This window comes from Lysobacter sp. 2RAF19, assembly GCF_052115395.1.
GTDB lineage: Bacteria > Pseudomonadota > Gammaproteobacteria > Xanthomonadales > Xanthomonadaceae > Noviluteimonas.
In genome coordinates this window covers 217,488-243,061 of sequence record NZ_JBFRGO010000002.1, presented here as the reverse complement: position 1 = coordinate 243,061, position 25,574 = coordinate 217,488, and the positions used below count along the sequence as shown (strand labels likewise).

The window sequence follows — 25,574 nt, the reverse complement described above, 5'->3', positions numbered from 1 at the left end:
ATGGACCCCGAGCGCTGGCAACGGTTGTCCCCGCTGCTCGATGCGCTGTTCGAGCTCGACCAGGACGAACGCGAACGCAGCCTGCGCCTGATGCGCGAGGAAGATCCGCAGACCGCGGACGACCTGGAAGCCTTGCTCAAGCTGGAAACCGATCGCGAGGATTTCCTCAGCGAACCCCTCGTCGCGCCCTTGCCCGGCCCGCGGCCCGGCGTGGAAGTCGGCCCCTATCGCCTCGAACGCATGCTCGGCGAAGGCGGCATGGGCCAGGTGTGGCTCGCCGCGCGCGCCGACGGCCTGTATCAACGCCGCGTCGCATTGAAGCTGCTGCGCCCGGGCCTGGTCGATCCGAACCTGCGCCTGCGCTTCACCCGCGAACGCCAGATCCTCGCGCGCCTGGCGCATCCGCACATCGCGCGCCTGCTCGATGCCGGCGTGAGCCACGACCATCAACCTTATCTCGCACTCGAATACATCGAAGGCGAGCCGATCACCGACTACTGCCGCGCGCACCGCCTTTCGCTGGAATCGCGGCTCGACCTGTTCCACCAGATCTGCGACGCGGTCTCGCACGCGCACGCCAACCTCATCGTCCACCGCGATCTCAAACCGTCGAACATCCTGGTCACGCCCGCCGGCGACGTGCGCCTGCTCGACTTCGGCATCGCCAAGCTCATCGACGCCGATGTCGCCGCGCCGGAACAGACGCGCACCGGCGTGCGCGCGTTCACGCTGCACTACGCCGCGCCCGAACAGGTGCGGGGCGAACCGGTCTCGACGATGACCGACGTGTATTCGCTCGGCGTCGTGCTCTACGAATTGCTCGCCGACGCCAAACCCTATCGCCTCAAGCGCCAGAGCGACGCCGAGTGGGAAGAAGCCATCCTGCAGGGCGACCCGACCAAACCCTCGTCCGCCCTCCAACGCCAGGCCGATGCAGGCGACGGCGACACGGCGATGCTGCGCCGTCGCGCGCGCAACGTCACCGGCGACCTCGACAACATCGTGCTCAAGGCGCTGGCGAAGAAGCCCGAGCAGCGTTATCCGTCGGTGGAGGCGATGTCGCTCGACCTGGAGCGCTATCTGGCCGGCAAGCCGGTGCTCGCGCGGCCGCAGAGCGTCAGCTATCGGCTGCGCAAGTACGTCATCCGCCATCGTTGGGCGCTGGCGACCACCATCGTCGTGACCGGCGTGCTAGGCGCCGCGCTGACCATCGTTTCGTGGCAGGGCCAGCAGGCGGTGCGCGAAACCGCGCGCGCGCAGGCGCTGCAGGATTTCGTCATCGGGTTGTTCGAAGGCGCGGGCGCGGCACCGCGCGACGACGCCATCGACATGCGCTCGCTGCTGGACAACGGCATCGTGCGCGCCAACAGCGAGCTTGCGCGGCAACCGCTCGCGCGCGCCGAAGTGTTCGGCATCATCGCGCGCCTGCGGCTGGGCCTGGGCGACTATCCCGAGGCGATGTCGCTGCTCGAACGCCAGGCCGAGATCCTCAAGGCGGTCGGCGACGACGCGCCGGCGAGCCTGCAGATCGAAGCGGCGACGCAGCAGGGTTTCGCGCATCGGCAGCTCGACGACCCGCGCAAATGCATCGACGCGATGCAACCCTGGATGGAGCGCGCGCGTCGTGAGCAATCGCAATTGCCGGCACAGGTCGCCGAGTTCTACTCGCAGCTCGCGCGATGCCGCAGCGCGGTGGGCGAGTTCAACGGCGCGCGGCAGTTGCTCGAATACGCGATGACCATCCGCCGCGAGACGCTCGACGACGAAGCCGGCGTCGCGGAAAACCTGTTCGACCTGGCGAACGTGGATGCCGACGCGGGCAAGTCCGACGTCGCGCTGGCGAACCTGCGCAATGCGCTGGCCTTCCTGCAGCAGCGCGTGGGCGAACGCCATCCGCTCGCGATCCAGATCCATCGCCGCATGGGCGTGTTGTTGCGCGAGAAGGGACTTCCCGGCGAAGCGGCCAAGTCGGTCGATGCCGCACTCGCGCTTTCGGCCGAACTGCTCGGCGAACGCCATCCGACCACGCTGGCGCTGCATCGCCAGCGCGCGGCGGTGTACATGGAACAGGGTTGGCTCGACGTCGCCGAGCGCGACCTGCGCGACACCACGCCGCTGCTGATCGAACGCGTCGGCGAACGCCATGTCGACGTCGGCGCCAGTTTCTACACCCTCGGCATGCTGGCGTGGGAACAGAACCGCCTGGACGAAGCCGAACGCGATCTCGCCCAGGCCGTCGCGATCTGGCGGACCTCCTCGGCCCGCACCCGCATGGCGCGCGCGATGGCCGAACACGCGCAGATCCTGCAGGCGCTCGGGCGCGTCGAGGAAGCGCGCGCCGAGGTCAAGCAGGCGGCGCAACTGGCGGTGACGCAACTCGGGTTGCAGCATCCCTTCGTCGCCGACGTCGAATATGCGAACGGCCTGATCCTGTCGGCCGAAGGCGACCACGCCGCCGCCAAGGCGAGCCTGGCGCGCGCGGCCGCGTTGTCGCGCCGTGCCGAAGGGCAGCCATCCCTGGACACGCAGGAGATGGAACTCTCGCTTGCGCGCGAACAGGCGCGCGACGGCGACGCCAAGGCCATAGCGACCTTGAAACGCATGGCGACGGCCACCGTCTCCGGCGGCAGCGAGCCCCGCAACCTGCGCTGGCGCGCACGCGCCTACCTCGGCGAAGTCCAATGCCGCGGTGCCGACGCCGCGCAAGCGCGCACGGAACTGGATGCGCTGTCCGGCGAGGTGCGTTCGGGCCTGCCGCAGGGCGGGCGATTGCCGCGCGAAGTCGACGCGATCCGCGCGGCGTGCGCACCGGTCGCGATGCAGTAGGCGGCGCTCAGTCCAGCAGCGAGGGCTGCATCGGATCGATCCTGCCTTCCCCGCGCATCACCTTCTTGAACTCCGCGCGCGAGACCGACACGTAGCGATCGTTGCCGCCGATCTCCACCTGCGGGCCGGCCTGCACCGCGTGGCCGCGTTCGTCGACGCGCACGGTCATCGTCGCCTTCTTGCCGGTGTGGCAGATCGTCTTGATCTCGGCGAGCTCGTCCGCCCAGGCCAGCAGGTACTGGCTGCCTTCGAACAACTCGCCGCGGAAATCCGTGCGCAGGCCGTAACACAGGACGGGGATGCGCAGTTGGTCGACGACTTCGCTCAGTTGCCAAACCTGCGGCTTGGACAGGAACTGCGCTTCGTCGACCAGCACGCAATCGAGCTTGCCGTGCGCGGCGATGTCGGCTTCCACGCGCGCCAGCAGATCGTCCGTGCGCCCGAATGCGACGCCTTCGGACCGCAGCCCGATCCGTGAGGCCACGACCCCCGCCTTGCCGGCGCGGTCGTCAAGCGCGGGCGTGAAGACGAGCACGCGCATGCCGCGCTCGCGGTAGTTGTGCGCCGATTGCAGCAGGGTCGTGGTCTTCCCCGCATTCATCGCCGAATAGTAGAAATAGAGCTTGGCCATGGGCGCGATTATGCGGGAGCAGAACGGCTAAACTGCGCCGCCCCGCGCTTGCCCACGGAGCGTCCCTTGCACGGCCTCAATCCTCCCCAACGCCAGGCCGTCGCACACGTCGACGGGCCGCTTTTGGTGCTGGCGGGCGCGGGCAGCGGCAAGACGCGCGTGATCGTGGAAAAGATCGCGCACCTGATCAACTCCGGGCGCATGCCGGCGCGCCGCATCGCGGCGATCACCTTCACCAACAAGTCCGCGCGCGAGATGAAGGAACGCGTGGCCAAGCGCCTGAAGGGCGACACGGCCGAAGGCCTCACGATCTGCACCTTCCACGCGCTCGGCCTGAAGCTGTTGCAGATCGAGCACGCCAAGCTTGGCCTGCGTCGCGGCTTTTCAATCTTCGACGCCGACGACAGCACCGCGCAGTTGAAGGATCTGTTGCCGCCCGGCAGCAAGCCCGACGTGCTCGACGCGGCGAAGAACCTGATCTCGCGCGCGAAGAACGCCGGTCTTTCGCCGGAGGAGGCCGCGCAGGCTGCGCAGAGCATCCGCGAACGCGAAGCCGCCGCCTTGTACGCGCGTTACCAGGCGCGCCTGTCCGCCTTCAACGCCGTCGACTTCGACGACCTGATCCGCCTGCCCGTGCAGTTGCTGGAAACCGACGAAGAAGCCGTGCTCGCCTGGCGCGAACGCATCGGCTACCTGCTCGTCGACGAGTGCCAGGACACCAACGACGCGCAATACCGCCTGCTCAAGGCGATCGCCGGCCCGCGTGGCGACCTCACCTGCGTGGGCGACGACGACCAGTCGATCTACGCCTGGCGCGGCGCGAACCCGGACAACCTGTTCGAACTGGGCCGCGATTACCCGCAGCTCAAGATCGTCAAGCTCGAGCAGAATTACCGCTGCAGCAATCGCGTGCTGCGCGCGGCGAACGCACTGATCGCCAACAATCCGCACGAACATCCCAAGACGCTGTGGAGCGACCAGGCCGACGGCGAGCGCATCCGCGTGTGGGAATGCCGCGACAGCGCGCACGAGGCGGAAAAGGTCGCCGACCAGATCCATTTTCTCAACCAGTCGCGCGGCGCGCCGTGGAGCGACTTCTGCATCCTGTTCCGCGGCAACCACCAGTCGCGTGCGCTCGAAAAAGCGCTGCAGATGTTGCGCGTGCCGTACCACATCACCGGCGGCACCGCGTTCCTCGATCGCGGTGAAGTGAAAGATGCGATGGCGTGGCTGCGCTGCATCGCCAATCCCGACGACGACGCGGCGTTCCTGCGCGCGGTGCAGTCGCCCAATCGCGGCGTGGGCGCGACGACGCTCGCCAAGCTCGCGGAGATGGCGCAGCAGGCGCAACTGCCGCTCGCGCGCGCGACCGAGTCGGTGGGGATGTTGAAGCAGCTCCAGCCGCGCGCGGCGAATTCGCTGCAGGCACTGGCCGATCTGCTAAAGGGTCTGCGTGGCGATGCCGCTCGAATGCCGCCGGCCGAACTCGTGCGCAAGCTCAACGAACGCTCCGGCCTGCTCGCGATGGTGCGCGCGCAATGCAAGGACGAGGCGACGTTCCTGCGTCGCCGGCAGAACCTGGACGAACTCGCCGATTGGTTCGACGGGCCGAAGACCTCGGGCCCCGGCGAACTGGCGGCGGCGCTCGCGTTGCTCTCGCATTCGGACAAGGGCGATGCGGGCAACCAGGTGCGCCTGATGTCGCTGCACGCGGCCAAGGGCCTGGAGTTCCGCTATGTCTTCATCGTCGGCGTCGAAGACGGCAACCTGCCGCACGATGCGTCGATCGAGGAAGGGCGCATCGATGAGGAACGCCGCCTGATGTACGTCGGCATCACGCGCGCGAAGGAGCAGTTGTGGCTCTCGCATTCGCGCGAGGCGCAACGCTGGGGCGAGAAGCACCGCCTGAAGCCGAGCCGCTTCATCGACGAATTGCCCGCCGACGAAGTGCAGCGCGACGGCGCCGACCCCGAAGCCGACGCCTCGCAAAAGAAGGAACGCGCGAGCGCGGGTTTCGCCGCCATCCGCGCGTTGCTCGACGCATGAAGCTGCGCGTGCGCGACATCGTCGCCGCCGATACGGACGCGATCCTGGCGCTCAACCTGGAATCCGAAGCGGTGCTCAGCCCGATGGACGCGGCGCGGTATGCGCATCTGCGCGCGCAATCGGCGTACGGACGCGTGGTCGAAGAAGACGGCGCGGTGGTGGCCTTCCTGCTCGCCTTCCGCGAGGGCGCCGACTACGACAGCGTGAACTATCGCTGGTTCGATGCGCACTACGAAGCCTTCCTGTATGTCGATCGCGTGGTGGTCGCGCAGGCGCACCAGGGCCGCGGATTCGGCGCTCGCCTGTACGAGGATCTGTTCGCGTTCGCGCGCCAGGCGCATGTCTCGAGCGTGACCTGCGAGTTCGACATCGATCCGCCGAACGAGGCCTCGCGCCGTTTCCATGCGCGCTACGGCTTCGACGAAGTGGGCACACAAACCCTGCCGGGCGGAAAGCGCGTCTCGCTGCAGCGCGCGCCGAGCTGACATTCGTTCGTCGCAGGCGCTCGGCTACACTCGCGGCCCCGTTCGCCGCCAGGTTCGCCGCATGCGCTTCGCCGTTCTCGCCACTTCGCTGACGCTCGCCCTCGTCGGATGCGCGACCACCGCCGGAACGACGCTTGCGCCGACGCCCGAGCCCGCGCCTGTCGTAACGCAGGACACGCCGCCGGCCGACGACGCGCTCAACGCCGTCGCCTGGTATCAAACCTCCGCCGAACGCGACCTGGTCTATCGCACGGTGTATCGCGCGGCGTCGCAGCAGCTGAAGGCCGCGCTCGCCGACAAGGCGTGGGATGCGTTGCCGAAGGAAGATCGCGTCGGGCCGGTGAAGGGGCTCAAGCCCGCGATCATCGTCGACGTCGACGAAACGGTGCTCGACAACGCGCCGGCCTCGGTGCGGCAGATCCTCGAACACCGCGGCTTCGACGAAGCGCAGTGGGGCAAGTGGGTCGAAGAGCGCAAGGCGAAGGCCTTGCCGGGCGCGGTGGAATTCCTTAATGCGGCGGCGAAGCAGGGCGTCACCGTCTTCTACATCACCAACCGCGATGCGAGCCTGGCGCCGGCGACGATCGCCAACCTGCGGAGCGCGGGCTTCCCGCTCGCCAGCGATGACCAGGTGCTGGGCCTGGGTACGGTCGTCGACGGTTGCGAGCAGGAAGGCTCGGAGAAGTCGTGCCGCCGCCAACTCGTCGGTCGCTCGTATCGCGTGTTGATGCAGTTCGGCGACCAGGTCGGCGACCTGGTGCAGATCGTCGCGAACACGCCCGACGGCCGCCGGGCTGCCGTTGCGCCATACGCGAGCTGGATCGGCGAGCGCTGGTTCGTGCTGCCCAACCCCATGTACGGGTCCTGGGAACCGGCCTTGTTCGACAACGAATGGCGCCAGCCCGCCACCGAGCGACGCGCAAAGAAGGAAGCGGCGCTCGATCCGGTCAATTGAATCAATGCGTTGCACCACCATATTTCAGGTATTGCATCAGCTACGGCCGCTGGGCTAGCCTGCACGCAGCCGGTTCGTCCGGCGCCATGCCACAACCGATGTCTTCCGGCCCGACCGGACTTTTGAAGGAGGCTTCGGCCTCCTTTTTCTTTGCGGGGATCGGCGATGATCCGCGCCATGCCGAACCGGTCGCCGTCCGTCCCCCGCCTCGCCGCCGCCGTCCTCGTCGCTGCCGCCTTGCTCGCGGCCTGCGCGAAGTCGCCCCCTGCGCAACCCGGCGCCGAGGTTCCCGCGCAGGCGGTGCGTGCACTCGCCGATCGCCTGCGCGCCAACGATCCCGCGGGTTTCGCCACGGTCGCGGTGCCGCCGGCCCTGCACGCGCGCCTGGAAACCGCGTGGCGCACCGGGCGCAGCCGCTGGCCGCTCGACGAACTTCCGCTCGATGATCGGCTCCCCGCGATGCTCGCCGCCCTGGCCGAGCCGAATGCGCGTACCGACCTGCAACGCACCTTCGATGCCCAGTTCGCGAATTCAGCCGACGAACTGCGCTCCACGGCCACCTCGCTCGGCGATTTCGGCGTGCAATACATCCGCAACGAGGGCGACTACAGCGCGGCCGAGCGCGACCACTACACGCAAACCGTGGCGGTGCTCAGCCGATGGGCCGCGAATGCGCCGCTCTCCGATGGCAAACGCGCGCGCCGGGCGATCGCCTTGCTCTCGACGGCCGCGGCGGAAGCCGGGATCACCGCGCCCGAAGACTTCGCCAACCACGGCATGGACGAATCGCTCGAACGCCTCGGGCCGTTCCTCGCCGCGACCAAGCAAGTGTTCGGCAGCTACGGGCTGAACCTGGACGCGAGCTTCGACGGCCTCGACGCCACGCTCGTCCAGCAGACCGGCGACACCGCCCGCGTGCGCGTGCGCTATCCGCTCGCGGGCGAGGAAATCGACACGATCCTCGACGTCACGCGCATCGGCGGGCGCTGGTACCTGGCCGACTATCTGCGCAACGCGGAGGCCTCGCTCGACGGGCCCGCAGTGCGCGCCACGACGCCTCCGGCGCCCGCCTCGACCCGCTCGACGGCGCCTTCGCCATAATGGCGGCGATGCCCAACCAGCCCAACCTCCCGCTCTTCGACGAAACGCCCACCCCGCCGCCGGCCCCGACGCCGTCGCCGGAGGCGGAAGCGCCCGCGCGCGAGCTGCCCTCCAATCCGGTCCCCGAGGACGCAACGGCCGCGCACGACGCGCCCGAACTGCCGCTCGAGGCGCCGCCGGTCCACGACGAAGTGGCAACACCATCGCCCGTCGCGCCGCGCGACGGCTCGTCCAATCCGGTGGGCGCGCGCCCGCCGCTGTGGGCGCGCCTGATGGGCAAGTTGCTGGAGCCGTGGATCGGGCTGGAACTCGAACCGCGCTCACCCGCCGACTGGGCCGACGGCCGTCCGATCTGCTACGTGCTCGAAGACTATGGCCTGTCGAACGCGCTGATCCTGGAGCGCGCCTGTCGCGAATCCGGGCTTCCCTCGCCGCTGCAGCCGATGCCGGGCGACCCGCTCGGTCGCAAGCGCGCGTACGTCGCGCTCTCGCGCCGTCGCAACAGCAATCCGTTGAAGGTGCTCGGCCTGTCGCCGGGGCCGGAACACAAGACGCACTCCGGTTCGCTCGCGCGCTTGTTGCAGGCGCATCGCGAAGACCCGGCGCTGGACGTGCAACTGGTGCCGGTGTCGATCTTCGTCGGCCGTGCGCCGGACAAACACAGCGGCTGGTTCTCGGTGCTGTTCTCCGAAAACTGGACGATCGTCGGCCGTTTCCGCCGCCTGCTCGCGATCCTGCTCAACGGGCGCTCGACGACGGTGCAATTCGCGCCGCCCGTGCCCGTGCGTTCGGCGGTCGAGGAAGGCCTGGATCCCGAACGCACCGTGCGCAAGCTCTCGCGCGTGTTGCGCGCGCATTTCCGCCGCATCCGTTCGGCGATCATCGGTCCGGATCTTTCGACGCGCCGCCTGCTCGCCGACCAGGTGCTGTCCGCCGATTCGGTGAAGGAAGCCATCGCCGACCAGGCGCGCCGCGAAAATCCGTCGAACCCCGAGAAGGGCAAGGCCGAAGCCTGGAAGAAGGCGCACGCCTACATCTACGAGATCGCCGCCGACTACTCGCACCCGGTCGTGCGCTCGGCGAGCTTCCTGCTCTCCACGGTGTGGAACCGCATCTATCGCGGCGTGCTCGTGCATCACCTGGAAGCGGTCAAGCAGAACGCGCCCGGCCACGAAGTCGTCTACGTGCCCTGCCACCGCAGCCACATGGATTACCTGTTGTTGAGCTATCTGCTCTACACCAAGGGCATCGTGCCGCCGCACATCGCCGCGGGCATCAACCTCAACCTGCCGGTGATCGGTCCGATCCTGCGCCGCGGCGGCGCGTTCTTCCTGCGCCGCAGTTTCCGCGGCAACGCGCTGTATTCGGCGGTGTTCACCGAGTACGTCTCGCAGTTGGTCGCGGGCGGTTATTCGATCGAATACTTCATCGAGGGCGGGCGTTCGCGCACCGGCCGCCTGCTGCCGCCCAAGGGCGGCATGGTCGCGATGACGGTGCGCGCCTTCGTGCGCCAGCCCACGCGTCCGGTGCTGTTCCAACCGGTGTACATCGGCTACGAGAAGTTGCTGGAAGGCGACAGCTATCTCGATGAATTGATCGGCAAGCCCAAGCAGAAGGAATCGATCTGGCAGTTGCTCATGAGCATCCCGCGGGTGCTGCGCAGCAATTACGGCCAGGTCGTGGTGAATTTCGGCGAGCCGATCCGGCTCAACGACATGCTGGCCGAACACGCGCCCGCCTGGGACGGCACGCCGCTGGACGAGGACGATCGCCCCGATTGGTTGTCCGACACGGTCGATTCCACCGCGCAGCAGATCCAGGTCAACATCAATCGCGCGGCGGACGTCAATCCGATCAACCTGCTCGCGATGGCGTTGTTGTCCACGCCCAAGCACGCGATGGGCGAAGCCGACCTGCTCGCGCAGATCGCGTTGTCGAAAACCTTGTTGAGCGACGTGCCGTATTCGTCGCTGGTGACGGTGACGCCGCACACGCCCGAGCAGATCATCGCGCACGGCGAGGAAATCAACATGCTCTCGCGCACCGCGCATCCGCTCGGCGACGTGCTGAGCGTGGACGGCGACACCGCGGGCTTGATGAGTTACTACCGCAACAACGTGCTGCACCTGTTCACCGCCTCGGCGTGGATCGCGGTGTGCTTCCTCAACAACCGCCGCCTGTCGCGCCTGATGGTGCAGCGCCTGGGACGCACGGTGTACCCCTTCCTCAAGGCCGAGCTGTTCCTGCCGTGGGACGAGGACGGATTCGCGCAGCGCATCGACCGCACGATCGACGTCTTCGAACGCGAAGGCCTGCTCAAGCACGTGAGCGACGACGAAGGCGGGATCCTCTCGCGCAGCGCGGGGCAGACCGACGAAGTCTTCCGCATCCGCGCGATCGGCCATTCGCTGCAGCAAGCCTTCGAGCGTTATTACATCGCGATCTCGGTGCTGGTGAAGAACGGCGCGGGCACGCTGTCTTCCGGCGAACTGGAAAGCCTGTGCCAGCTCGCGGCGCAACGCCTGTCGCTGCTGTACGCGCCCGCGGCGCCCGAGTTCTTCGACCGCACGCTGTTCCGCAGCTTCATCCAGAAGATGCGCGAGTTGCGCATGGTGTGGCCGAACGAAGCCGGCAAGCTGATGTTCGACGAACGCCTGGATGCATGGGCGAAGGACGCGCGCATCATCCTGGGCCGCGAGTTGCGCCACACGATCGAGAAGATCAGCCCGGAAGCAGCGTCCAAGGCCGTGCCGCCTGCGGCGCCGCCGGCCGAGACGCCGCCGTCGGCGACGGAGACGCCCGACGCACCGCAGTAGCCGTTACGCCGGTTCGTCCGGGATCAGCGCCGACTCCAGCTTCGCGATGCAGTCCTTCAACTGCAGCTTGCGTTTCTTCAGGCGCTTGACCGTGAGTTCGTCGGCGTCGGCGTCGGCCGCCAGCCGGAGGATCGCGGCGTCGAGGTCGCGGTGCTCGAGCTTGAGCTCGATCACGCGCTGCGCCATGCGGGCGAGTTCGCCCGGGTCGTTCGGCTGGGTCACGACGCCGACTTTAGCGCCGTCGACGCCGGGATAGAATGCGATCCGCCTCGTTCCGTCGCTTTCGAGCCGATTCCCCCATGTCCACGATTCCGCTTCCCCTGCTCGAGCCCCAGCCGCGCGCACGCCGGATCGCGCACGAGCGGGTGCGGCTGGCCAAGCGCCTGCGCCACCAGGTGGGACGGGCGATCGCCGACTTCGGGATGATCGAGGAGGGCGACAAGGTGATGGTGTGCCTGTCCGGCGGCAAGGACAGCTACACGATGCTCGATGTCTTGCTGCAGCTGCGCGAGAAGGCGCCGGTGCGCTTCGAGCTGCACGCCGTCAACCTCGACCAGAAGCAGCCCGATTTTCCCGCGCACGTGCTGCCCGAATACCTGAAATCGGTCGGCGTGCCGTACACGATCCTCGAGCAGGACACCTACTCGGTGGTCAAGCGCGTCGTGCCGGAGGGCAAGACGCTGTGTTCGTTGTGCTCGCGCCTGCGCCGTGGCGCGCTGTATGCGCACGCCGAAGCGGAAGGCTTCACCAAGATCGCCCTGGGCCACCACCGCGACGACCTGGTCGCCACGTTTTTCCTGAACATGTTCTTCCACGCGAAATTGAGCGGCATGCCGCCCAAGCTGCGTTCGGACGACGGCAAGCACGTGGTCATCCGCCCGCTGGCCTACGTGCGCGAGGCGGACATCGCCGAGTACGCGGAAGCCCGCCGATTCCCCATCATTCCTTGCAACCTGTGCGGCTCGCAGGAAAACCTGCAGCGCAAGCAGGTGCAGAAAATGATGGCGCAATGGGAGAAGGAGTCTCCCGGGCGCATCGAAACCATCGCGCGGGCGCTGGGCGACGTGCGGCCCTCGCAATTGAGCGATCCGTCGCTATTCGATTTCATGGGGCTCGGGGCGCGCGGCGATGCGCCCTTGCCCGATGCGCATGCGTGGTTGTCGGGCGAAACGCGCGACGACGACAGCGCCGACGACGGCGCGTAAACTGCCTTCCCTCTTTGCCGATCCTCGCCAGCGCGGGGACGGGCGCTGCATTTAGGATCTCGATGTTCTTCCGCAACCTCACGCTCTTCCGCTTCCCCACGTCCCTGGATTTTTCCGAACTCGAAGCCCGCCTCGCCGATTGCGTGCTCAAGCCCGTCGGTGCGCTCGAGTTGTCTTCACGCGGCTTCGTCTCGCCTTTCGGGCGCGACGGTGAAGCCCTGTCCCATCGCATTTCCGATGCGATCTGGCTGAGCGTGGGCACCGAGGACAAGCTGCTGCCCGGCGCGGTCGTGAACGACCTGCTGTCGCGCAAGCTGGAGGAGATCGAGAAGAAGGAAGGCCGCAAGCCCGGTGGGCGCGCGCGCAAGCGGCTGAAGGAAGACCTCGTGCACGAACTGTTGCCGCGCGCCTTCGTGCGCCCGGGCCGCACCGATGCGCTGCTCGACCTCGGGCACGGCCTGTGCATCGTCGATTCGTCTTCGCGCAAGTCGGCCGAAAACGTCGTGAGCGAAATCCGCCACGCGCTCGGCAGCTTCCCCGCGCTGCCGGTGAACGCCGAAGTGGCGCCGCGCAGCATCCTGACCGGATGGGTCGCCGGCGAACCCTTGCCCGAAGGCCTCAGCATCGGCGACGAGTGCGAGCTCAAGGACGCCGCCGACAAGGGCGCGGTCGTGAAATGCCAGCGCCAGGAACTCCAGGGCGACGAGATCGCCAAGCACCTGGAATCGGGCAAGCAAGTCACGCGCCTGTCCCTCACGCTGGACGACCACGTCTCCTTCGTCCTGGGCGAGGACCTGGTGGTGCGCAAGTTCAAGCTGCTCGACGGCGCGGTCGACGCGCTCGAATCCACCGAACGCGACGACGTGCGCGCCGAACTCGATGCGCGCTTCGCGCTCATGGCCGCGGAAGCCAAGCGGCTGTTCAACGTCCTCGAGCCCGCGCTGAAGATCTCGCGCATCGAAGACTGACCACGCGTGGAACCTTGCGCCGCACAAAAATCGTGCGGCGCGATCGACACACTTTTCCTGCGCGCGCCCTACAATCGCCGCGTCCCCCGACGACAATCGCGCACGAACTGATGCCCCATCTCCGTCGCCTGCTGGCGCCGCGCACCCCCGTCCTCGAACGCGACGTCACGTCGCTCGAGCTCGAAGACGGTCGACGAATCGAAATCCAGCGCGTGCGCAATCCGCGCGCACGCCGCCTGCGCCTCTCGGTGGACGAACGCGGTGCGCGCCTGACGCTGCCGCAGCGCGCGAGCCTGGTGTCGGGCGAACGTTTCCTCGCCGAACATCGCACGTGGCTCGCCGAACAACTCGAGCGCTACACGCTGGAAGGCTTGCCCGTCTTGCAGCGCGAGGTGACCGCGGCGCTTCCGCTGCGCGGCGCGGACGTCCCCGTGCGCTGGGCCGAAGGGCGCTTCACGTCGCTGGAATTCGACGCACTTGCCGGGCACGCGGTGTTCCGCACGACGCCACGCGCAACCGATGTCGCGATGCGGCGCGCCGTTCGCGAGTTCTATGAAGGCCAGGCGCGCACGGACATCGGGCGCTGGTTGCCGAAATACCTGCCGTCGCTGCCGCGCCCGCCGCGTCGCGTGCAGTTCAAGGTGATGTCCTCGCAGTGGGGTTCGCTCGCGCCCAATGGCGTGGTCGCGCTCGACCTGGCCCTGGTGCTCGCGCGTCCGTCTGCGTTCGAATACGTGCTCGTCCACGAACTGTGCCACCTGTTGCGCGCCGACCACTCGCGCGCGTTCTGGCACGAAGTCGAAATGCGTTTTCCCGAATGGCGCGCCGAGCGCGATTATTTCCACGCCGACGGACGGCGCCTGAAGGCCACCCTGCGTTCGCTGCTGGCCGGTTGATGCGGTGCGGCACGTTTTCCGAAGTCTTCGAACCCACGGAGTGACCGGCATGCGCACGCATTTGATGATCCTCTCCATCGGCCTGGCGTCGCTCGCGCTGGCCGCCTGCGGCAAGTCGCCGGGCGAACGCGCCGCCGAAGCGGCGATCGAACACGCGACGGGCCAGAAGGCCAACGTCGATGCCAAATCCGGCGAGGTCGTCCTGGAATCCAAGGACGGCAAGCAGATGCGCATCTCCGGCGGCGACTCGGCCAAGCTGCCGGTCGACTTCCCGAAGGACGTCTACCTGCCGGCGCAATACAAGGTGCTGAGCGTGATGGCGATGCAGGACGTGATGGTCGTGCAGCTCGACGTGCCCGGCGAACTCGCCGCGATGACCGACGCGAGCGGGAAGAAGATGGCGGCCGACGGCTGGAAGCAGACGATGTCGATGCAGGCCGCCGAAGGCCAGGCGGTCACGATGTACGAGAAGGACAAGCGCCAGGCGACGGTGTCCTTCGCCGACGACGCCGAGCCCGGCGTGAAGCTCAACTACCAACTGGCGAAGCAGCAGTAAGGAAAAAACCGCCGATCGCGTCGGCCACGCCGCGCGGATCTTCCATGTGCAGGTGGTGCGTGCCGGACAGCACCACCGTTTCGCCGTCGCGCAGCGCGCCGGCGCGTTCGCGACGCATCGCTTCGGGGAAATACGGCGGCGCCGGATCGGCGTAGAGCACGCGCACCGGGCATTCGATGTTCGCGATGAGGTCGCGCACCTGGCCTTCGGTCATGCGCACGGCGGTGGCGATCGTCAGCCGCGGGTCGCTGCTCCACACCCAACCGCCGTCCACCGCGCGCGTGCCGCGTTCGACCAGCAGGCGCGCGACCGGTTCGCTGAGGTCGTTGGCCTGCATGCGCGCGCGGATCGCGGCATCGCGATCGGGAAACACGCGCAGCGATTTTCCGCCCAGCGCGCGGCGCGCGGCGATCGATTCGCGCAGACGCTGCGCGGTGCGGTCTTCGCGATCGGCGAGTGCGCCCAGCGCTTCGATCGCGAGAAAGCGCGTCACCCGCTCGGGCGCCGCGGCGGCGAGGATCGTGCCGATCGCGCCCCCCATCGAGTGGCCGAGCACGGCGAAGCGGTCCCAACCCAGCGCGTCGGCGGCATCGAGCACCGTCTGCACCGTGCCGGCGAGCGAATACTCCGCGCCGGGCGGCAGGTGCGGGCTCGTGCCGTGGCCCGGCAGATCGAGTGCGACGAGGTCGATGTGTTGCAGATGCGCGGACAACGGCACGAAGCTCGCCGCGTTGTCGAGCCAACCATGCAGCGCGAGCACGGGCGTGCCGCCGCCACCGCGCAATGCCGTCAATCGGCCGTACGGAGTTTCGATGGCGACTTCGCGCAACGCCGCTGCGGAACTCATGCGCGCAGCGCCTTTTCGGCGAGCGCCGCGAGTGCGTCAGCGTGCGCCGGCGCGTCGTTGAGGCAAGGGATGTAAGCGAAGGCCTCGCCGCCCGCGGCGCGGAAGGCGGCGGCGTTGGTTTCCGCGATCTCCTCCAGCGTCTCCAGGCAATCGACCGCGAAACCGGGGCACACGACATCCACGCGCCGCACGCCGTTGCGCGCGAGCGATTCGAGCGTCGTGATCGTCGCCGGTTCCAGCCAGCGCTCCTTGCCGAAGCGCGACTGGAAGGTCAGCACGTAGTCGTCCGCGTGCAGGCCGAGCACGCCGGCGATCGCCGCGACGCTGGCGGCGCATTGCACGGCATACGGATCGCCATTGTCGACGACGCGTTGCGGCAGGCCATGGAAGGAGAACACCAGGCGTTCGCCCCGGCCGTGCGCCTCCCAATGCGCGCTGATCGAATCGGCGACGGCCTGGATCCAACCGGCGTCGAGGTGATACTCGTCGATCATCTGCACCGACACACCGCCGGACCGGCGCACCGCGTCGGCAACCGAGGCGGTGGTCGTCGTCGAGTACTGCGGATACAGCGGGAGGACCACGGCGCGCGAGACGCCTTCGCGTTGCAATCCCGCGAGCACGTCTTCCACCGCGGGCTGTCCGTAGCGCATCGCATGCACCACGCGCGTCCCCGGCATGCGCGCCTGCACGGCGGCGGCCAGGCGACGCGTGTACACGGCCAGCGGCGAACCGTCGGCCATCCAGATCTCGGCGTACTTGTGCGCGACGCGTCGGCTGCGCAGGGGCAGGATCACCAGGTGCAGCAGCGGCCACCAGATCAGGCGCGGGATCTGCACCACGCGCGGATCCATCAGGAACTCCGAGAGGTAAGCACGCACTGCACCGGGCGTCGGCGCATCGGGCGTACCGAGGTTGACCAGGACCAGTGCGGTGTCGGCCGCGAGGGGGGGACGGACGTCGGGCATGCGCATAGGATGTCATGCACGCGCGCCGGTTCGCTCGCGATTCATCGCCGCGCGCGGAGACTGAACCGTCGCTGGCCGTTGTGGTCCTTGGTTTCGATTGCGTCGCCCCCGCCCCCGCTCGTGGAGTTCCCCATGTCCCGCAAGACCCGCCATGCCCTGACCATCGCCGTGTCTTCGCTCCTGCTCGCCGCGAGCGTGCAGTCGGCCTTCGCCGGCGTGCGCGAGGACGAACGCGCCCGCAACGCGCTGCGCGTGATCACCGACATCCAGGCCATTCCCGAGAACGCGATCCCCGACAAGCTGCTCGACGAAGCCAAGGCGATCGTCATCGTCCCCGACACCATCAAGGCCGGCCTGGTCATCGGCGGGCGCCGCGGCCACGGCCTGATGGCGGTGAAGCTGCCCGACGGCACGTGGTCCAGCCCCAGCTTCGTCACGCTCACCGGCGGCAGCATCGGTTTCCAGGCGGGCGTGCAGTCTTCCGACGTGGTGCTGGTCTTCCGCAGCGACCGCGGCGTGGATTCGATCGTCAACGGCAAGTTCACCCTCGGCGCCGATGCGGCGGTCGCGGCCGGCCCCGTGGGCCGCAATGCGGCGACGGCGACCGATGGCCAGTTCAAGGCAGAGATCTGGTCGTGGTCGCGTGCGCGCGGCTTGTTCGCCGGCGTCGCGCTCGACGGTGCGGTGTTGTCGATCGACGATGCGGCCAACCAGGCCGCCTATGGCAGCGGCAGCACGCCGCGCATGATTTTCGAAGGCCGTTCGACGGCGCTGCCGTCGGCCGACCTGGTCAAGGTGCGCGATCAGTTGGAAGAAGCCACCGCACTCGCGCGCAGCAATCGCGGCACCGGAACGCCGGTCGCCAGCGCGGCGCCGGTGGGTGCGACGGCGACGCCCCCGCCGACGGTCGTGGAGACCACGGTGGTCACTGGCGGCAGCTCGCCGGTCGTGCCGGACCAGGATGCGCCGGCGCGTACGGAATCGTTGCCGCCGAGCCCCTGACGGGCCCTCCGCGCGTCGGAACCCTTCGCTCGCCCGTTCATCTTCGGGCGCTTCTCACATCGGCTGCGTTATCCTGTCGTCTCTTTCCCCCCGAAGGCACTGCACATGGGCGGTTTCAGCATCTGGCATTGGCTGATCGTGCTGGTGATCGTGGTCCTGGTGTTCGGCACCAAGCGGCTCGGTAACGTCGGCAAGGATGTCGGTGAAGCGGTCAAGGGCTTCAAGAAAGGCATGGCCGACGACGACAAGCCCGCCGCGCGCCTGCCCGACGCCACGCGCGAAGAACAGGATTTGCGCGACCGCGAACGCGCCGACCAGGAACGCCGCGAGCGAGAGCAGCGTAACGATCCGCCGCGCTGAGGCGCGCGATGTTCGACGTCGGTTTCAGCGAAATCTTCCTCATCGCGGTGGTCGCGCTGATCGTGCTCGGCCCCGAGAAACTGCCTAAAGCCGCGCGCTTCGCCGGCTTCTGGGTGGCGAAGGCGCGCGCGCAGTGGCATTCGGTGAAGTCGGAGTTCGAACAGGACCTCGCCGCCGACGAGCTCAAGCGCAGTCTCCAGGAAACGCGCGAGTCGCTGCGCCAAGCCGAAGAACAATTGCGTTCGGGCGCCACGTCGATCCGCGATCGCATGCAGAAGGAATTCAACGACGTGGCCACGGCCGCGACCGCGGGCCTGGAGCCGGGCGCCGGCTCGGCCGAGGAAGAGGCGACGCAGCAAACGCCCGTTCCGGCCCTCCACGAGGACGAACACGAAAACCGTTCGATGGAATCGGCGAGCGCGATGGATTGGGAACCACCGATCCCGAGCGACGACGACGACGGCGAGCCGGTTCCCGCCGAGCCGAGCCCGCCGCACCCGAAGGACGCCGACGAACACCATGCAGGACGCTGATTCCTCCGTACCGGCCCGCCTCATCGATCACCTGATCGAACTCCGCTCGCGCCTGATGTGGGCGCTGGCCGGGCTGTTGCTGGTCTTCGGCTGCCTGATGCCCTTCGCCTCGCAGCTCTACGACAAGATCGCCTTTCCGCTGATCAGCCAGTTGCCTTCGGGCCAGCGCATGATCGCGATCGACCCCGCCGGCGGTTTCTTCGTGCCGGTGAAGCTCGCCTTCTTCACCGCGGTGTTCATCTCCGCGCCGTGGTTGCTCTACCAGGCGTGGGCCTTCGTCGCGCCGGGGTTGTACAAGCGCGAAAAAAGACTCGCAGCGCCCCTGCTCGCATCGGCGGTGTTGTTGTTCTACGCCGGCTGCGCGTTCGCCTACTTCCTCGTGCTGCCCGCGGTCTTCCACTTCCTGACGAAGTTCACGCCCGAGTCGGTGCAGATGGCGCCGGACCTGGGCAAGTACATCGACTTCGTGCTGGTGTTGTTCCTGGCCTTCGGCGCGAGCTTCGAATTGCCCGTCGCGCTGGTCATCCTTGTGTTGCTCGGCTGGGTGACGCCGAAGCAACTGAGTTCCTGGCGCGGCTACGCGGTGGTCGGCATCTTCATCGTGGCGGCGGTGATCACGCCGCCGGACGTGGTTTCGCAGTTGATGCTCGCGATCCCGATGATGGCGCTGTACGAAGCCGGCATCCTCGCCTCGCGCTTCGTGGCGCCGAAGAAGACCGCCGAGACGGAAGAAACGCCGGAGGCCTGAGCGGAGGCCTGAGCCTCAGGCTTCGATGCCGTTGAAGGGCACCTGCGGCGTCTGCGGGCCATCGAACGTGTCGCGCCACGCGATGTACGCACCGCCCGCCAGCATCACCAGCATCGCCGCGGCGAAGGCGAGCAGCGGCACGGCCGCCAGCAGCGCGCCGAAGGCGGGATGCACCAGGCCGCCGATCCAGCCCAACAGCGTGGAAATCAGAAAAACCACGATGGCCGCGACCAGCGTGCCGGCGGCGAACAGGCCGGCGGCCACCAGGTTGGCGCCCACGTTGCGCACCGACGCGCGCAGCGCATCGCGCACGGCTTCCACGATCCCGACGTTGGAGAACAACACCAGCGGCACGGCGAACAACATCACCGTGTAGGTGAAGTAATTGAACGCCAACTGCGCCAACGCGAGCAGCCCCGGATGCGCGGGCTGCGGCATCACCGGCGTCGCCCCGCCCATCGCGCCGCGCACGGCGCCCAGGTATTCCTGCCAATAGGTCGGCCCGGCCAGCGTGATGAACACCAGCCCGCCGAGGATCGCCAGCACGATCTGCAACAACCCGAGCAACGCCAGCGCGCGCAGGCGCGGCGAACGGAACGGGGCGAACAGGTCGCGTGCGCGTACCGGCCGGCCGGCTTCGGCTTCGCGGATCACATGCATCATCCCGCCGAGCAGGATCGGCACCAGCACCATCAGGCCGATGAACAAGGGCACGAACAGCACCGCCATCAGCGCGAGGTTGGGTTCGGCACTGGCGTCGCCGCGCACGGCGACGATCACGGCGATCATCACCGCCGCGAAGACGTACAAGGTCGCCATGAACAGCAATGCGGCGCCGAACACGGCCTTGGGGTTGCGCGCGCCGAGGTCGATCGCGGCGCGAAACCACGCCAAACCCTGCGAAACGGGGATCTTGCGGACTTGCATCGAAACTCCGTCGCGGTGGGGGCCGCAGCAGATGGGGGGATGGATCAGGGCACGTGCCGCAGGTGGCGCGCGTGGCGCACGAACCGGCGCAGCACGCGGCGTGCATGCGGCGCGGCCGACACGTTGCGGCTCACCTGCTTCGCGCAATGGCCTTCGCGCGCGAGTGCATCGTGGCGCGCACGCACGTAACCGCGCATGTGCGTGCCGCTGAATTCGGGATGGAACTGCACGCCCCAGACATGTTCGCGCCAGCGGAAGGCGTGGCAATCATCCAGCGGCGAGCGCGCGAGCACCAGCGCATCGGCCGGCGCGCGCAGCACGCTCTGCAGGTGCGTGGCCTGCGCGGGGAATTGCGCCGGAAGGCCGCGGAACAACGGGTCTTCCTCGGCCGGCGGATGCAGCTCCAGCCCGATCGTGCCCATCTCGCGGCCCGACGGGTTGTAGCCGACCTCGCCGCCGAGCGCATGCGCGATCAGCTGGTGGCCGTAGCAAATGCCGAACAACGGCACGCCCTCGTGCGCGGCTTCGCGCAACCAGGCCGCGCTGCGCTCGCTCCATGCGTGCTTGTCGGTGACCATCGCGCCCGACCCGGTGACGATCACGCCCGCGAAACCATCGGTCGAGGGCAGCGGATCGCCTGCCTCGACGTTCGCCACCACGGCCTCGTCCCGCGCCAGGCCGGCCGCGACGCGAATCCAGTGGGGGAAGGTGCCATGCCGACGCATCGAGGCGACGGGCTGGCCGGTTTCGAGGATCAGGAAGGGGCTGTTCAAGGCTGGGGTTTGCAGCAAAACGACCGGGAAATGCAGCTTTGCGCCGAGGCGTCGGCGCGCGCACCTATACTAGCCCGCTTTTACGCCACCACGTCCGCGCACCATGCAGCAGAACGGCAAGCCGGCCCCGATCACCTTCCAGGAATTGATCCTGCGCCTCAACGCGTATTGGGCGGCGCAGGGCTGCGTCCTGGTCCAGCCGCTCGACCTGGAGGTCGGCGCGGGCACCTTCCACCCGGCGACCTTCCTGCGCGCGCTCGGCCCGGAGCCGTGGAACGCCGCCTACGTGCAACCCTGCCGCCGTCCCGCCGACGGCCGCTATGGCGAAAACCCCAACCGGCTGCAGCGCTACTACCAGTACCAGGTGGCGATGAAGCCCAACCCCGACAACATCCAGGAGCTCTATCTGGGCTCGCTGGTGGCGCTCGGGCTGGATCCGCTGGTCCACGACCTGCGCTTCGTCGAAGACAACTGGGAATCGCCGACGCTCGGCGCGTGGGGCCTGGGCTGGGAAGTCTGGCTCAACGGCATGGAAGTCACGCAGTTCACCTATTTCCAGCAGGCCGGCGGCCTGGAATGCCGCCCGGTGCTCGGTGAGATCACCTACGGCCTGGAGCGGCTGGCGATGTACCTGCAGAACGTCGACAACGTGTTCGACCTGGTCTGGACGGTGGGGCCGCAAGGGCCGGTGTATTACCGCGACGTCTACCACCAGAACGAAGTCGAGCAGTCGGCCTACAACTTCGAACACGCCGACGTCGCCGAACTGTTCCATCGCTTCGACGCGTGCGAAGCCGAAGCGATGAAGCTGGTCGAACTCAACCTGCCGCTGCCGGCCTACGACCAGGTCTGCAAGGCCTCGCATGCATTCAACCTGCTCGACGCGCGCCGCGCGATCGGCGTGACCGAACGCCAGCGTTACATCCTGCGCGTGCGCAAACTCTCCCAGGCCGTGGCCGAAGCGTATTTCGCGCAGCGCGAGAAGCTCGGGTTCCCGGGCCTCAAGGTTTCTCCTTTGAAGCCGGCGGAGACCGTCTGATGGCCGCGATGGAACCGCTGCTGGTCGAACTGGGTACCGAGGAATTGCCCGTCAAGGCGCTCCCCGGCCTGGCGCAGGCCTTCTTCGACAACGTCATCGACGGGCTCGTGCGCCGTGGCATCGCGCTGGATCGCAATGGCGCCAAGCCGCTGTATTCCCCGCGCCGCCTTGCGGTCGTGTTGCCGGGCGTGTCGGTCGAACAGGACGAGCAGCGCAGCGAAGTGCTCGGTCCGTATCTCAACGTGGCGCTCGATGCCGACGGCCAGCCCACGCGCGCGCTGCAAGGTTTCGCGCAGAAGGCCGGCGTGGAATGGACGACGCTGGAACGCACGAGCGATGCGAAGGGCGAACGTTTCGTCCATCGCGCCGTGAAGCCGGGCGCGAAGACCGCGACCCTGCTCCCCGAACTCGTGCGCGAAGCGATCGCCGCGATGCCGATCCCCAAGCCGATGCGCTGGGGCGCGCACGAACACGCGTTCGCGCGTCCGGTGCATTGGCTCGTGTTGTTGCTCGGCGCCGAAGTCATCGAAGGCGAAGTGCTCGGCGTGCGCGCGGGGCGCAATTCGCGCGGCCACCGTTTCATGCACGACAAGCCGGTGTGGATCCATGCGCCGGGCGATTACGTCGACGCATTGCGCGGTGCGAAGGTGCTGGTCGATCCCGACGAGCGCCGCGAAACCATCGTGCGCGAAGTGCAAGCCGCGGCCACGCAGGCTGGCGGCGTTGCGCGCGTGGCCGACGACAATCTTGCGCAGGTGACGTGCCTGGTCGAATGGCCGAGCGCGGTCGTGGGCAGCTTCGACGCCGACTTCCTCGCCGTGCCGCAGGAAGCGCTCATCGCGACGATGGAAGACAACCAGAAATTCTTCCCCGTGCTGGATGCGCAGGGCAAGTTGACGCCCGCCTTCGTCGGCGTGGCCAACATCGTGTCCAAGGATGTCGCCGAAGTCCGCAAGGGCTACGAGCGCGTCATCCGCCCGCGCTTCGCCGACGCGAAGTTCTTCTTCGTGGAAGACATGAAGCAGGGTCTTTCGTCGATGCGCGAAGGCCTGGCCAACGTGACCTACCAGGCCAAGCTCGGCACGCTGGCCGACAAGGCCCGGCGCGTGGCGCAGCTTGCCGAAACCATCGCGCGCGAATTGTTCCTGGAACCGGCGCCCGCGCGCCGCGCGGCCGAGCTGTCGAAGGCCGACCTGCAATCGCGCCTGGTCAACGAATTCCCGGAGCTGCAGGGCATCGCCGGCCGCTATTACGCCGCCGTGGAAGGCGAGCCGTCGGAGGTCGCCGACGCGATCGACGAGTCGTACATGCCACGCTTCGCGGGCGATGCGGTCGCGCCTTCGCCGATCGGCCAGGTGCTGGCGGTCGCCGAACGCCTGGATACGCTCGCCGGTGGTTTCGCCGCGGGTTTGAAGCCCACCGGCAACAAGGACGCCTTCGCGCTGCGCCGCAATGCGCTGGGCCTGGCGCGCACGATCATCGAGCGCGACATCGACCTGGATTTGCCGCGCCTGATCGAAGCGGCGCGCGGCCAACTCGGTGCGCTCGGCGCACAGACCACGAACGATGAGTTGTACGACTTCATCATCGATCGCCTGCGCGCGTACTACGCCGACAAGGGCGTGCCGCCGCAGCAGTTCGAATCCGTCGCGGCCCTGCGCCCGGTGTCGCTGCTCGACTTCGACCGTCGCCTGCAGGCGATCGGCGCATTCGCGGTGTTGCCGGAAGCCGAAGCGCTGGCCGCCGCGAACAAGCGCATTCGCAACATCCTGAAGAAGGCCGAAGGCGACGTGCCGTCGGCGATCGACGCCACACGCTTCACCGACGGTGCCGAACGCGACCTGGGCGAAGCCGTCGATGCGGCCGTCGGCGAAACCGACGCTTCGCTGAAGGCGCGCGATTACGTCGCCGTCCTCGGCCGCCTTGCGCGCCTGCGTCCGCAGGTGGATGCGTTTTTCGACCAGGTGATGGTGAATGTCGACGACGTCGCCGTGCGCAACAACCGCCTGGCGTTGCTGAAGCGGCTCGCCGATCGCCTCGGCAGCGTGGCGGCGATCGAACACCTCTCGACATAAGCCCTCCCCCGGCCGGGTATGCTCGGCCGCATGGTCCCGGTCTCCCCCCGCCCGGTCTTCCAATGGATCTGCCTCTCCGCGCTCCTGGCGAGCGCGGCGCCTGCGTTCGCCGCCAAGGTGGCGGACGTGCAGGTGCGCGGCCTCGACCCGGTGATGACCGAAAACGTGAAGCGCTCGCTGTCGCTGGTCGATTCGATCGGGCGCGATGTGTCGGGCCGTCGCATGTCCTACCTGGTGCGCGAGGCCGAGGCGCAGACGCGCGAGGCGCTGGAACCCTTCGGTTACTACGCGCCGACGATCAAGGTCGACCGCACGCGCGTGCCCGATGCGCCGGTCACGGTCACCATCGACGTGCAACTCGGCGATCCGGTGCGCGTGCGCAATTTCGATGTCGGCATCGACGGCGAAGGGGCGGGCGACCGATACCTCAAACAGGAAATCGACGCCTTCAAGCCCACCCAGGGCGAGGTCTTGGATCACGCGATCTATGAAGCGTCGAAGGCGCGGGTGACGCGCCGCCTGGCCGAGCGCGGGTATTTCGATGCCGATTTCACGGCGCGCAAGGTGGAGGTCACGCGCGCCGACCTTGCGGCCGATGTCTCGCTGCGCTGGAACAGCGGCATCCGGTACGACATGGGGAAGGTCACCTTCACGCAGACGCCCAAACGCATCGTGCGCGACAGCCTGCTCGGCAAGCTGGTCTACTGGAACGAAGGCGAGTACTACCACCAGGGCCGACTGGAACGCCTGCGCAAATCGCTCACCTCGCTCGATTACTTCTCGCGCATCGAGATCGAACCGCAACCGGAAAAGGCCGTCGATGGCCAGGTGCCCGTCGTCGTCACGCTCGTGCCGGCCAAGCGCGATGTCTATACCGCGGGCGTGAGCTACGGCACCGACAGCGGTGCGGGCGTGCGCTTGGGCCTGGAGCGGCGCTACGTCAACGATCGCGGGCACAAGGCGCTGGCGCAGCTCGATTACGCGCAACGCAAGAAGACGGCGACGCTGCAATATCGCGTTCCAGCCTTCCTCTGGCTCGATGGTTGGTATACCGCGAGCCTGCAACTGGCCGACGAGCAAACCGATTTCGCCGATACGCGCCGCCTCGAACTGGTCGGCAGCCGCAGCGGCGAGATCAATCGCTATCTGACGGCCACTGTCTCGCTGCACGCCCTGCGCGAGCGCTGGCGCTTCCCTTCCGGGAATCCGCTCGATCCGCAGGTGCCTTACCAGTACGCCTCGCTGCTGTATCCGGCGCTCACCGCCGAATACGTGGACGCCGACGATCGCCTGTATCCGCGACGTGCGATCGCAGGCACCGCGACCGTGCGCGGCGGCATCGAAGGCTTCGGTTCGGATGCGACGTTCCTGCAACTGCACACGACGGCGCGCTGGATCCGCGGCTTCGGTCCGGACAATCGACTGTTGCTGCGCGGCGAGTACGGGCACACGTTCACCGACGCGCTATTCCAGATTCCCTTGAGCCTGCGTTACTTCGCGGGCGGCGACCGCAGCGTGCGCGGTTATGGCTGGCGCGAAATCGGTCCGCGCAACGGCGATTACGCCGAAGGCGCGAAGAACGTGGTCACCGGCAGCGTCGAGTTCGAACGCTATTTCCTGCGCGAATGGGGCGGCGCGGCCTTCGTCGATTTCGGCGACGCCTACGATGGCAGCACGCCGAACCTGCACTACGGTGTGGGCATCGGTGCGCGTTGGCGCTCGCCGGTCGGCCCCGTGCGCGTGGACGTCGCGCGCGGGCTGACGGGCGATGAAGCAGGCTGGACCGTGTCGCTCAACATCGGTGCGGACCTGTGAGG

23 protein-coding genes are annotated in these 25,574 nt (G+C 67.9%); 17 read left to right on the top strand and 6 right to left on the bottom strand.

Annotation, left to right across the window (positions count from 1 at the left end):
- The gene (locus tag AB4059_RS07915; RefSeq protein WP_498978280.1) at nucleotides 1-2,826 is read left to right on the top strand and encodes a serine/threonine-protein kinase; all 2,826 of its coding nucleotides are present in this window, start codon (nucleotides 1-3) and stop codon (nucleotides 2,824-2,826) included.
- 7 nt (nucleotides 2,827-2,833) lie between these two features.
- Here the strand turns inward: AB4059_RS07915 and AB4059_RS07910 are convergent, their stop codons facing one another.
- A complete protein-coding gene (locus AB4059_RS07910; RefSeq protein ID WP_498978278.1) occupies nucleotides 2,834-3,457 on the bottom strand; it encodes a thymidine kinase in 624 nt (207 codons plus the stop codon).
- Between the two features lie 66 nt (nucleotides 3,458-3,523).
- Between AB4059_RS07910 and AB4059_RS07905 the strand changes: the two genes are divergently transcribed.
- The 5 genes from AB4059_RS07905 (at nucleotide 3,524) to plsB (ending at nucleotide 10,860) form a co-directional block, all read left to right on the top strand.
- Nucleotides 3,524-5,503, top strand: a complete 1,980-nt coding sequence (locus AB4059_RS07905; RefSeq protein ID WP_498978276.1) for a UvrD-helicase domain-containing protein — start codon at nucleotides 3,524-3,526, stop codon at nucleotides 5,501-5,503.
- On the top strand, nucleotides 5,500-5,988 hold the full coding sequence (locus AB4059_RS07900; protein WP_498978274.1) for a GNAT family N-acetyltransferase: 489 nt from the start codon (nucleotides 5,500-5,502) through the stop codon (nucleotides 5,986-5,988). The genes AB4059_RS07905 and AB4059_RS07900 overlap by 4 nt, the downstream gene beginning before the upstream one ends.
- A 61-nt stretch (nucleotides 5,989-6,049) precedes the next feature.
- Complete coding sequence (locus AB4059_RS07895) at nucleotides 6,050-6,943, top strand: 5'-nucleotidase, lipoprotein e(P4) family (RefSeq protein WP_498978272.1); 894 nt, start codon at nucleotides 6,050-6,052, stop codon at nucleotides 6,941-6,943.
- A gap of 177 nt (nucleotides 6,944-7,120) precedes the next feature.
- Entirely contained in the window at nucleotides 7,121-8,044 is a 924-nt protein-coding gene (locus AB4059_RS07890; RefSeq protein ID WP_498978270.1) for a hypothetical protein, read from the top strand.
- Nucleotides 8,044-10,860 carry a glycerol-3-phosphate 1-O-acyltransferase PlsB gene (gene plsB, locus AB4059_RS07885; RefSeq protein WP_498978268.1) on the top strand — a complete coding sequence of 939 codons (2,817 nt, stop codon included), beginning with the start codon at nucleotides 8,044-8,046 and terminating at the stop codon, nucleotides 10,858-10,860. Before AB4059_RS07890 ends, plsB begins: the two co-directional genes overlap by 1 nt.
- 3 nt (nucleotides 10,861-10,863) lie before the next feature.
- Here the strand turns inward: plsB and AB4059_RS07880 are convergent, their stop codons facing one another.
- Nucleotides 10,864-11,046: a YdcH family protein gene (locus tag AB4059_RS07880; protein ID WP_498960185.1), complete on the bottom strand. Its 183-nt coding sequence runs from the start codon at nucleotides 11,044-11,046 to the stop codon at nucleotides 10,864-10,866.
- Nucleotides 11,047-11,159: 113 nt separating this feature from the next.
- Between AB4059_RS07880 and ttcA the strand changes: the two genes are divergently transcribed.
- The 4 genes from ttcA (at nucleotide 11,160) to AB4059_RS07860 (ending at nucleotide 14,485) form a co-directional block, all read left to right on the top strand.
- Nucleotides 11,160-12,065 (top strand): tRNA 2-thiocytidine(32) synthetase TtcA, encoded by a 906-nt coding sequence (ttcA, locus tag AB4059_RS07875; RefSeq protein WP_498978266.1) that lies wholly within the window; start codon nucleotides 11,160-11,162, stop codon nucleotides 12,063-12,065.
- Nucleotides 12,066-12,127: 62 nt separating this feature from the next.
- Nucleotides 12,128-13,033: a recombination-associated protein RdgC gene (locus AB4059_RS07870; protein WP_498978264.1), complete on the top strand. Its 906-nt coding sequence runs from the start codon at nucleotides 12,128-12,130 to the stop codon at nucleotides 13,031-13,033.
- A gap of 110 nt (nucleotides 13,034-13,143) precedes the next feature.
- Nucleotides 13,144-13,929, top strand: coding sequence for a M48 family metallopeptidase (locus AB4059_RS07865; RefSeq protein ID WP_498978262.1), 786 nt, complete (start codon nucleotides 13,144-13,146; stop codon nucleotides 13,927-13,929).
- A 49-nt stretch (nucleotides 13,930-13,978) separates the two neighbouring features.
- The gene (locus AB4059_RS07860) at nucleotides 13,979-14,485 is read left to right on the top strand and encodes a hypothetical protein (RefSeq protein ID WP_498978260.1); all 507 of its coding nucleotides are present in this window, start codon (nucleotides 13,979-13,981) and stop codon (nucleotides 14,483-14,485) included.
- Here the strand turns inward: AB4059_RS07860 and AB4059_RS07855 are convergent.
- Nucleotides 14,457-15,332 (bottom strand): alpha/beta fold hydrolase, encoded by an 876-nt coding sequence (locus AB4059_RS07855; RefSeq protein WP_498978258.1) that lies wholly within the window; start codon nucleotides 15,330-15,332, stop codon nucleotides 14,457-14,459. The genes AB4059_RS07860 and AB4059_RS07855 overlap by 29 nt on opposite strands.
- The gene (hemH, locus tag AB4059_RS07850; protein ID WP_498978256.1) at nucleotides 15,329-16,300 is read right to left on the bottom strand and encodes a ferrochelatase; all 972 of its coding nucleotides are present in this window, start codon (nucleotides 16,298-16,300) and stop codon (nucleotides 15,329-15,331) included. The genes AB4059_RS07855 and hemH overlap by 4 nt, the downstream gene beginning before the upstream one ends.
- Nucleotides 16,301-16,432: 132 nt before the next feature.
- Between hemH and AB4059_RS07845 the strand changes: the two genes are divergently transcribed.
- The 4 genes from AB4059_RS07845 (at nucleotide 16,433) to tatC (ending at nucleotide 18,943) form a co-directional block, all read left to right on the top strand.
- Nucleotides 16,433-17,302 carry a lipid-binding SYLF domain-containing protein gene (locus AB4059_RS07845; protein WP_498978254.1) on the top strand — a complete coding sequence of 290 codons (870 nt, stop codon included), beginning with the start codon at nucleotides 16,433-16,435 and terminating at the stop codon, nucleotides 17,300-17,302.
- Between the two features lie 105 nt (nucleotides 17,303-17,407).
- A complete protein-coding gene (gene tatA, locus AB4059_RS07840; protein WP_498978252.1) occupies nucleotides 17,408-17,662 on the top strand; it encodes a Sec-independent protein translocase subunit TatA in 255 nt (84 codons plus the stop codon).
- An 8-nt stretch (nucleotides 17,663-17,670) separates the two neighbouring features.
- Complete coding sequence (gene tatB / locus AB4059_RS07835; RefSeq protein ID WP_498978249.1) at nucleotides 17,671-18,195, top strand: Sec-independent protein translocase protein TatB; 525 nt, start codon at nucleotides 17,671-17,673, stop codon at nucleotides 18,193-18,195.
- On the top strand, nucleotides 18,182-18,943 hold the full coding sequence (gene tatC, locus AB4059_RS07830) for a twin-arginine translocase subunit TatC (protein WP_498978247.1): 762 nt from the start codon (nucleotides 18,182-18,184) through the stop codon (nucleotides 18,941-18,943). Before tatB ends, tatC begins: the two co-directional genes overlap by 14 nt.
- A gap of 15 nt (nucleotides 18,944-18,958) precedes the next feature.
- Here the strand turns inward: tatC and AB4059_RS07825 are convergent, their stop codons facing one another.
- Nucleotides 18,959-19,870 (bottom strand): BPSS1780 family membrane protein, encoded by a 912-nt coding sequence (locus AB4059_RS07825; protein WP_498978245.1) that lies wholly within the window; start codon nucleotides 19,868-19,870, stop codon nucleotides 18,959-18,961.
- 44 nt (nucleotides 19,871-19,914) lie between these two features.
- Nucleotides 19,915-20,643, bottom strand: a complete 729-nt coding sequence (locus AB4059_RS07820) for a glutamine amidotransferase (protein ID WP_498959375.1) — start codon at nucleotides 20,641-20,643, stop codon at nucleotides 19,915-19,917.
- Between the two features lie 103 nt (nucleotides 20,644-20,746).
- Here AB4059_RS07820 and glyQ point away from each other — a divergent pair, with 103 nt between their 5' ends.
- From glyQ to AB4059_RS07805, 3 genes are read left to right on the top strand one after another with little or no spacing between them, the layout of a single operon-like run.
- Nucleotides 20,747-21,682, top strand: coding sequence for a glycine--tRNA ligase subunit alpha (glyQ, locus tag AB4059_RS07815; protein ID WP_498978243.1), 936 nt, complete (start codon nucleotides 20,747-20,749; stop codon nucleotides 21,680-21,682).
- Entirely contained in the window at nucleotides 21,682-23,757 is a 2,076-nt protein-coding gene (glyS, locus tag AB4059_RS07810; RefSeq protein ID WP_498978241.1) for a glycine--tRNA ligase subunit beta, read from the top strand. Before glyQ ends, glyS begins: the two co-directional genes overlap by 1 nt.
- Nucleotides 23,758-23,787: 30 nt before the next feature.
- Nucleotides 23,788-25,572, top strand: coding sequence for an autotransporter assembly complex protein TamA (locus AB4059_RS07805; RefSeq protein WP_498978239.1), 1,785 nt, complete (start codon nucleotides 23,788-23,790; stop codon nucleotides 25,570-25,572).
- Nucleotides 25,573-25,574 lie beyond the last annotated feature (2 nt).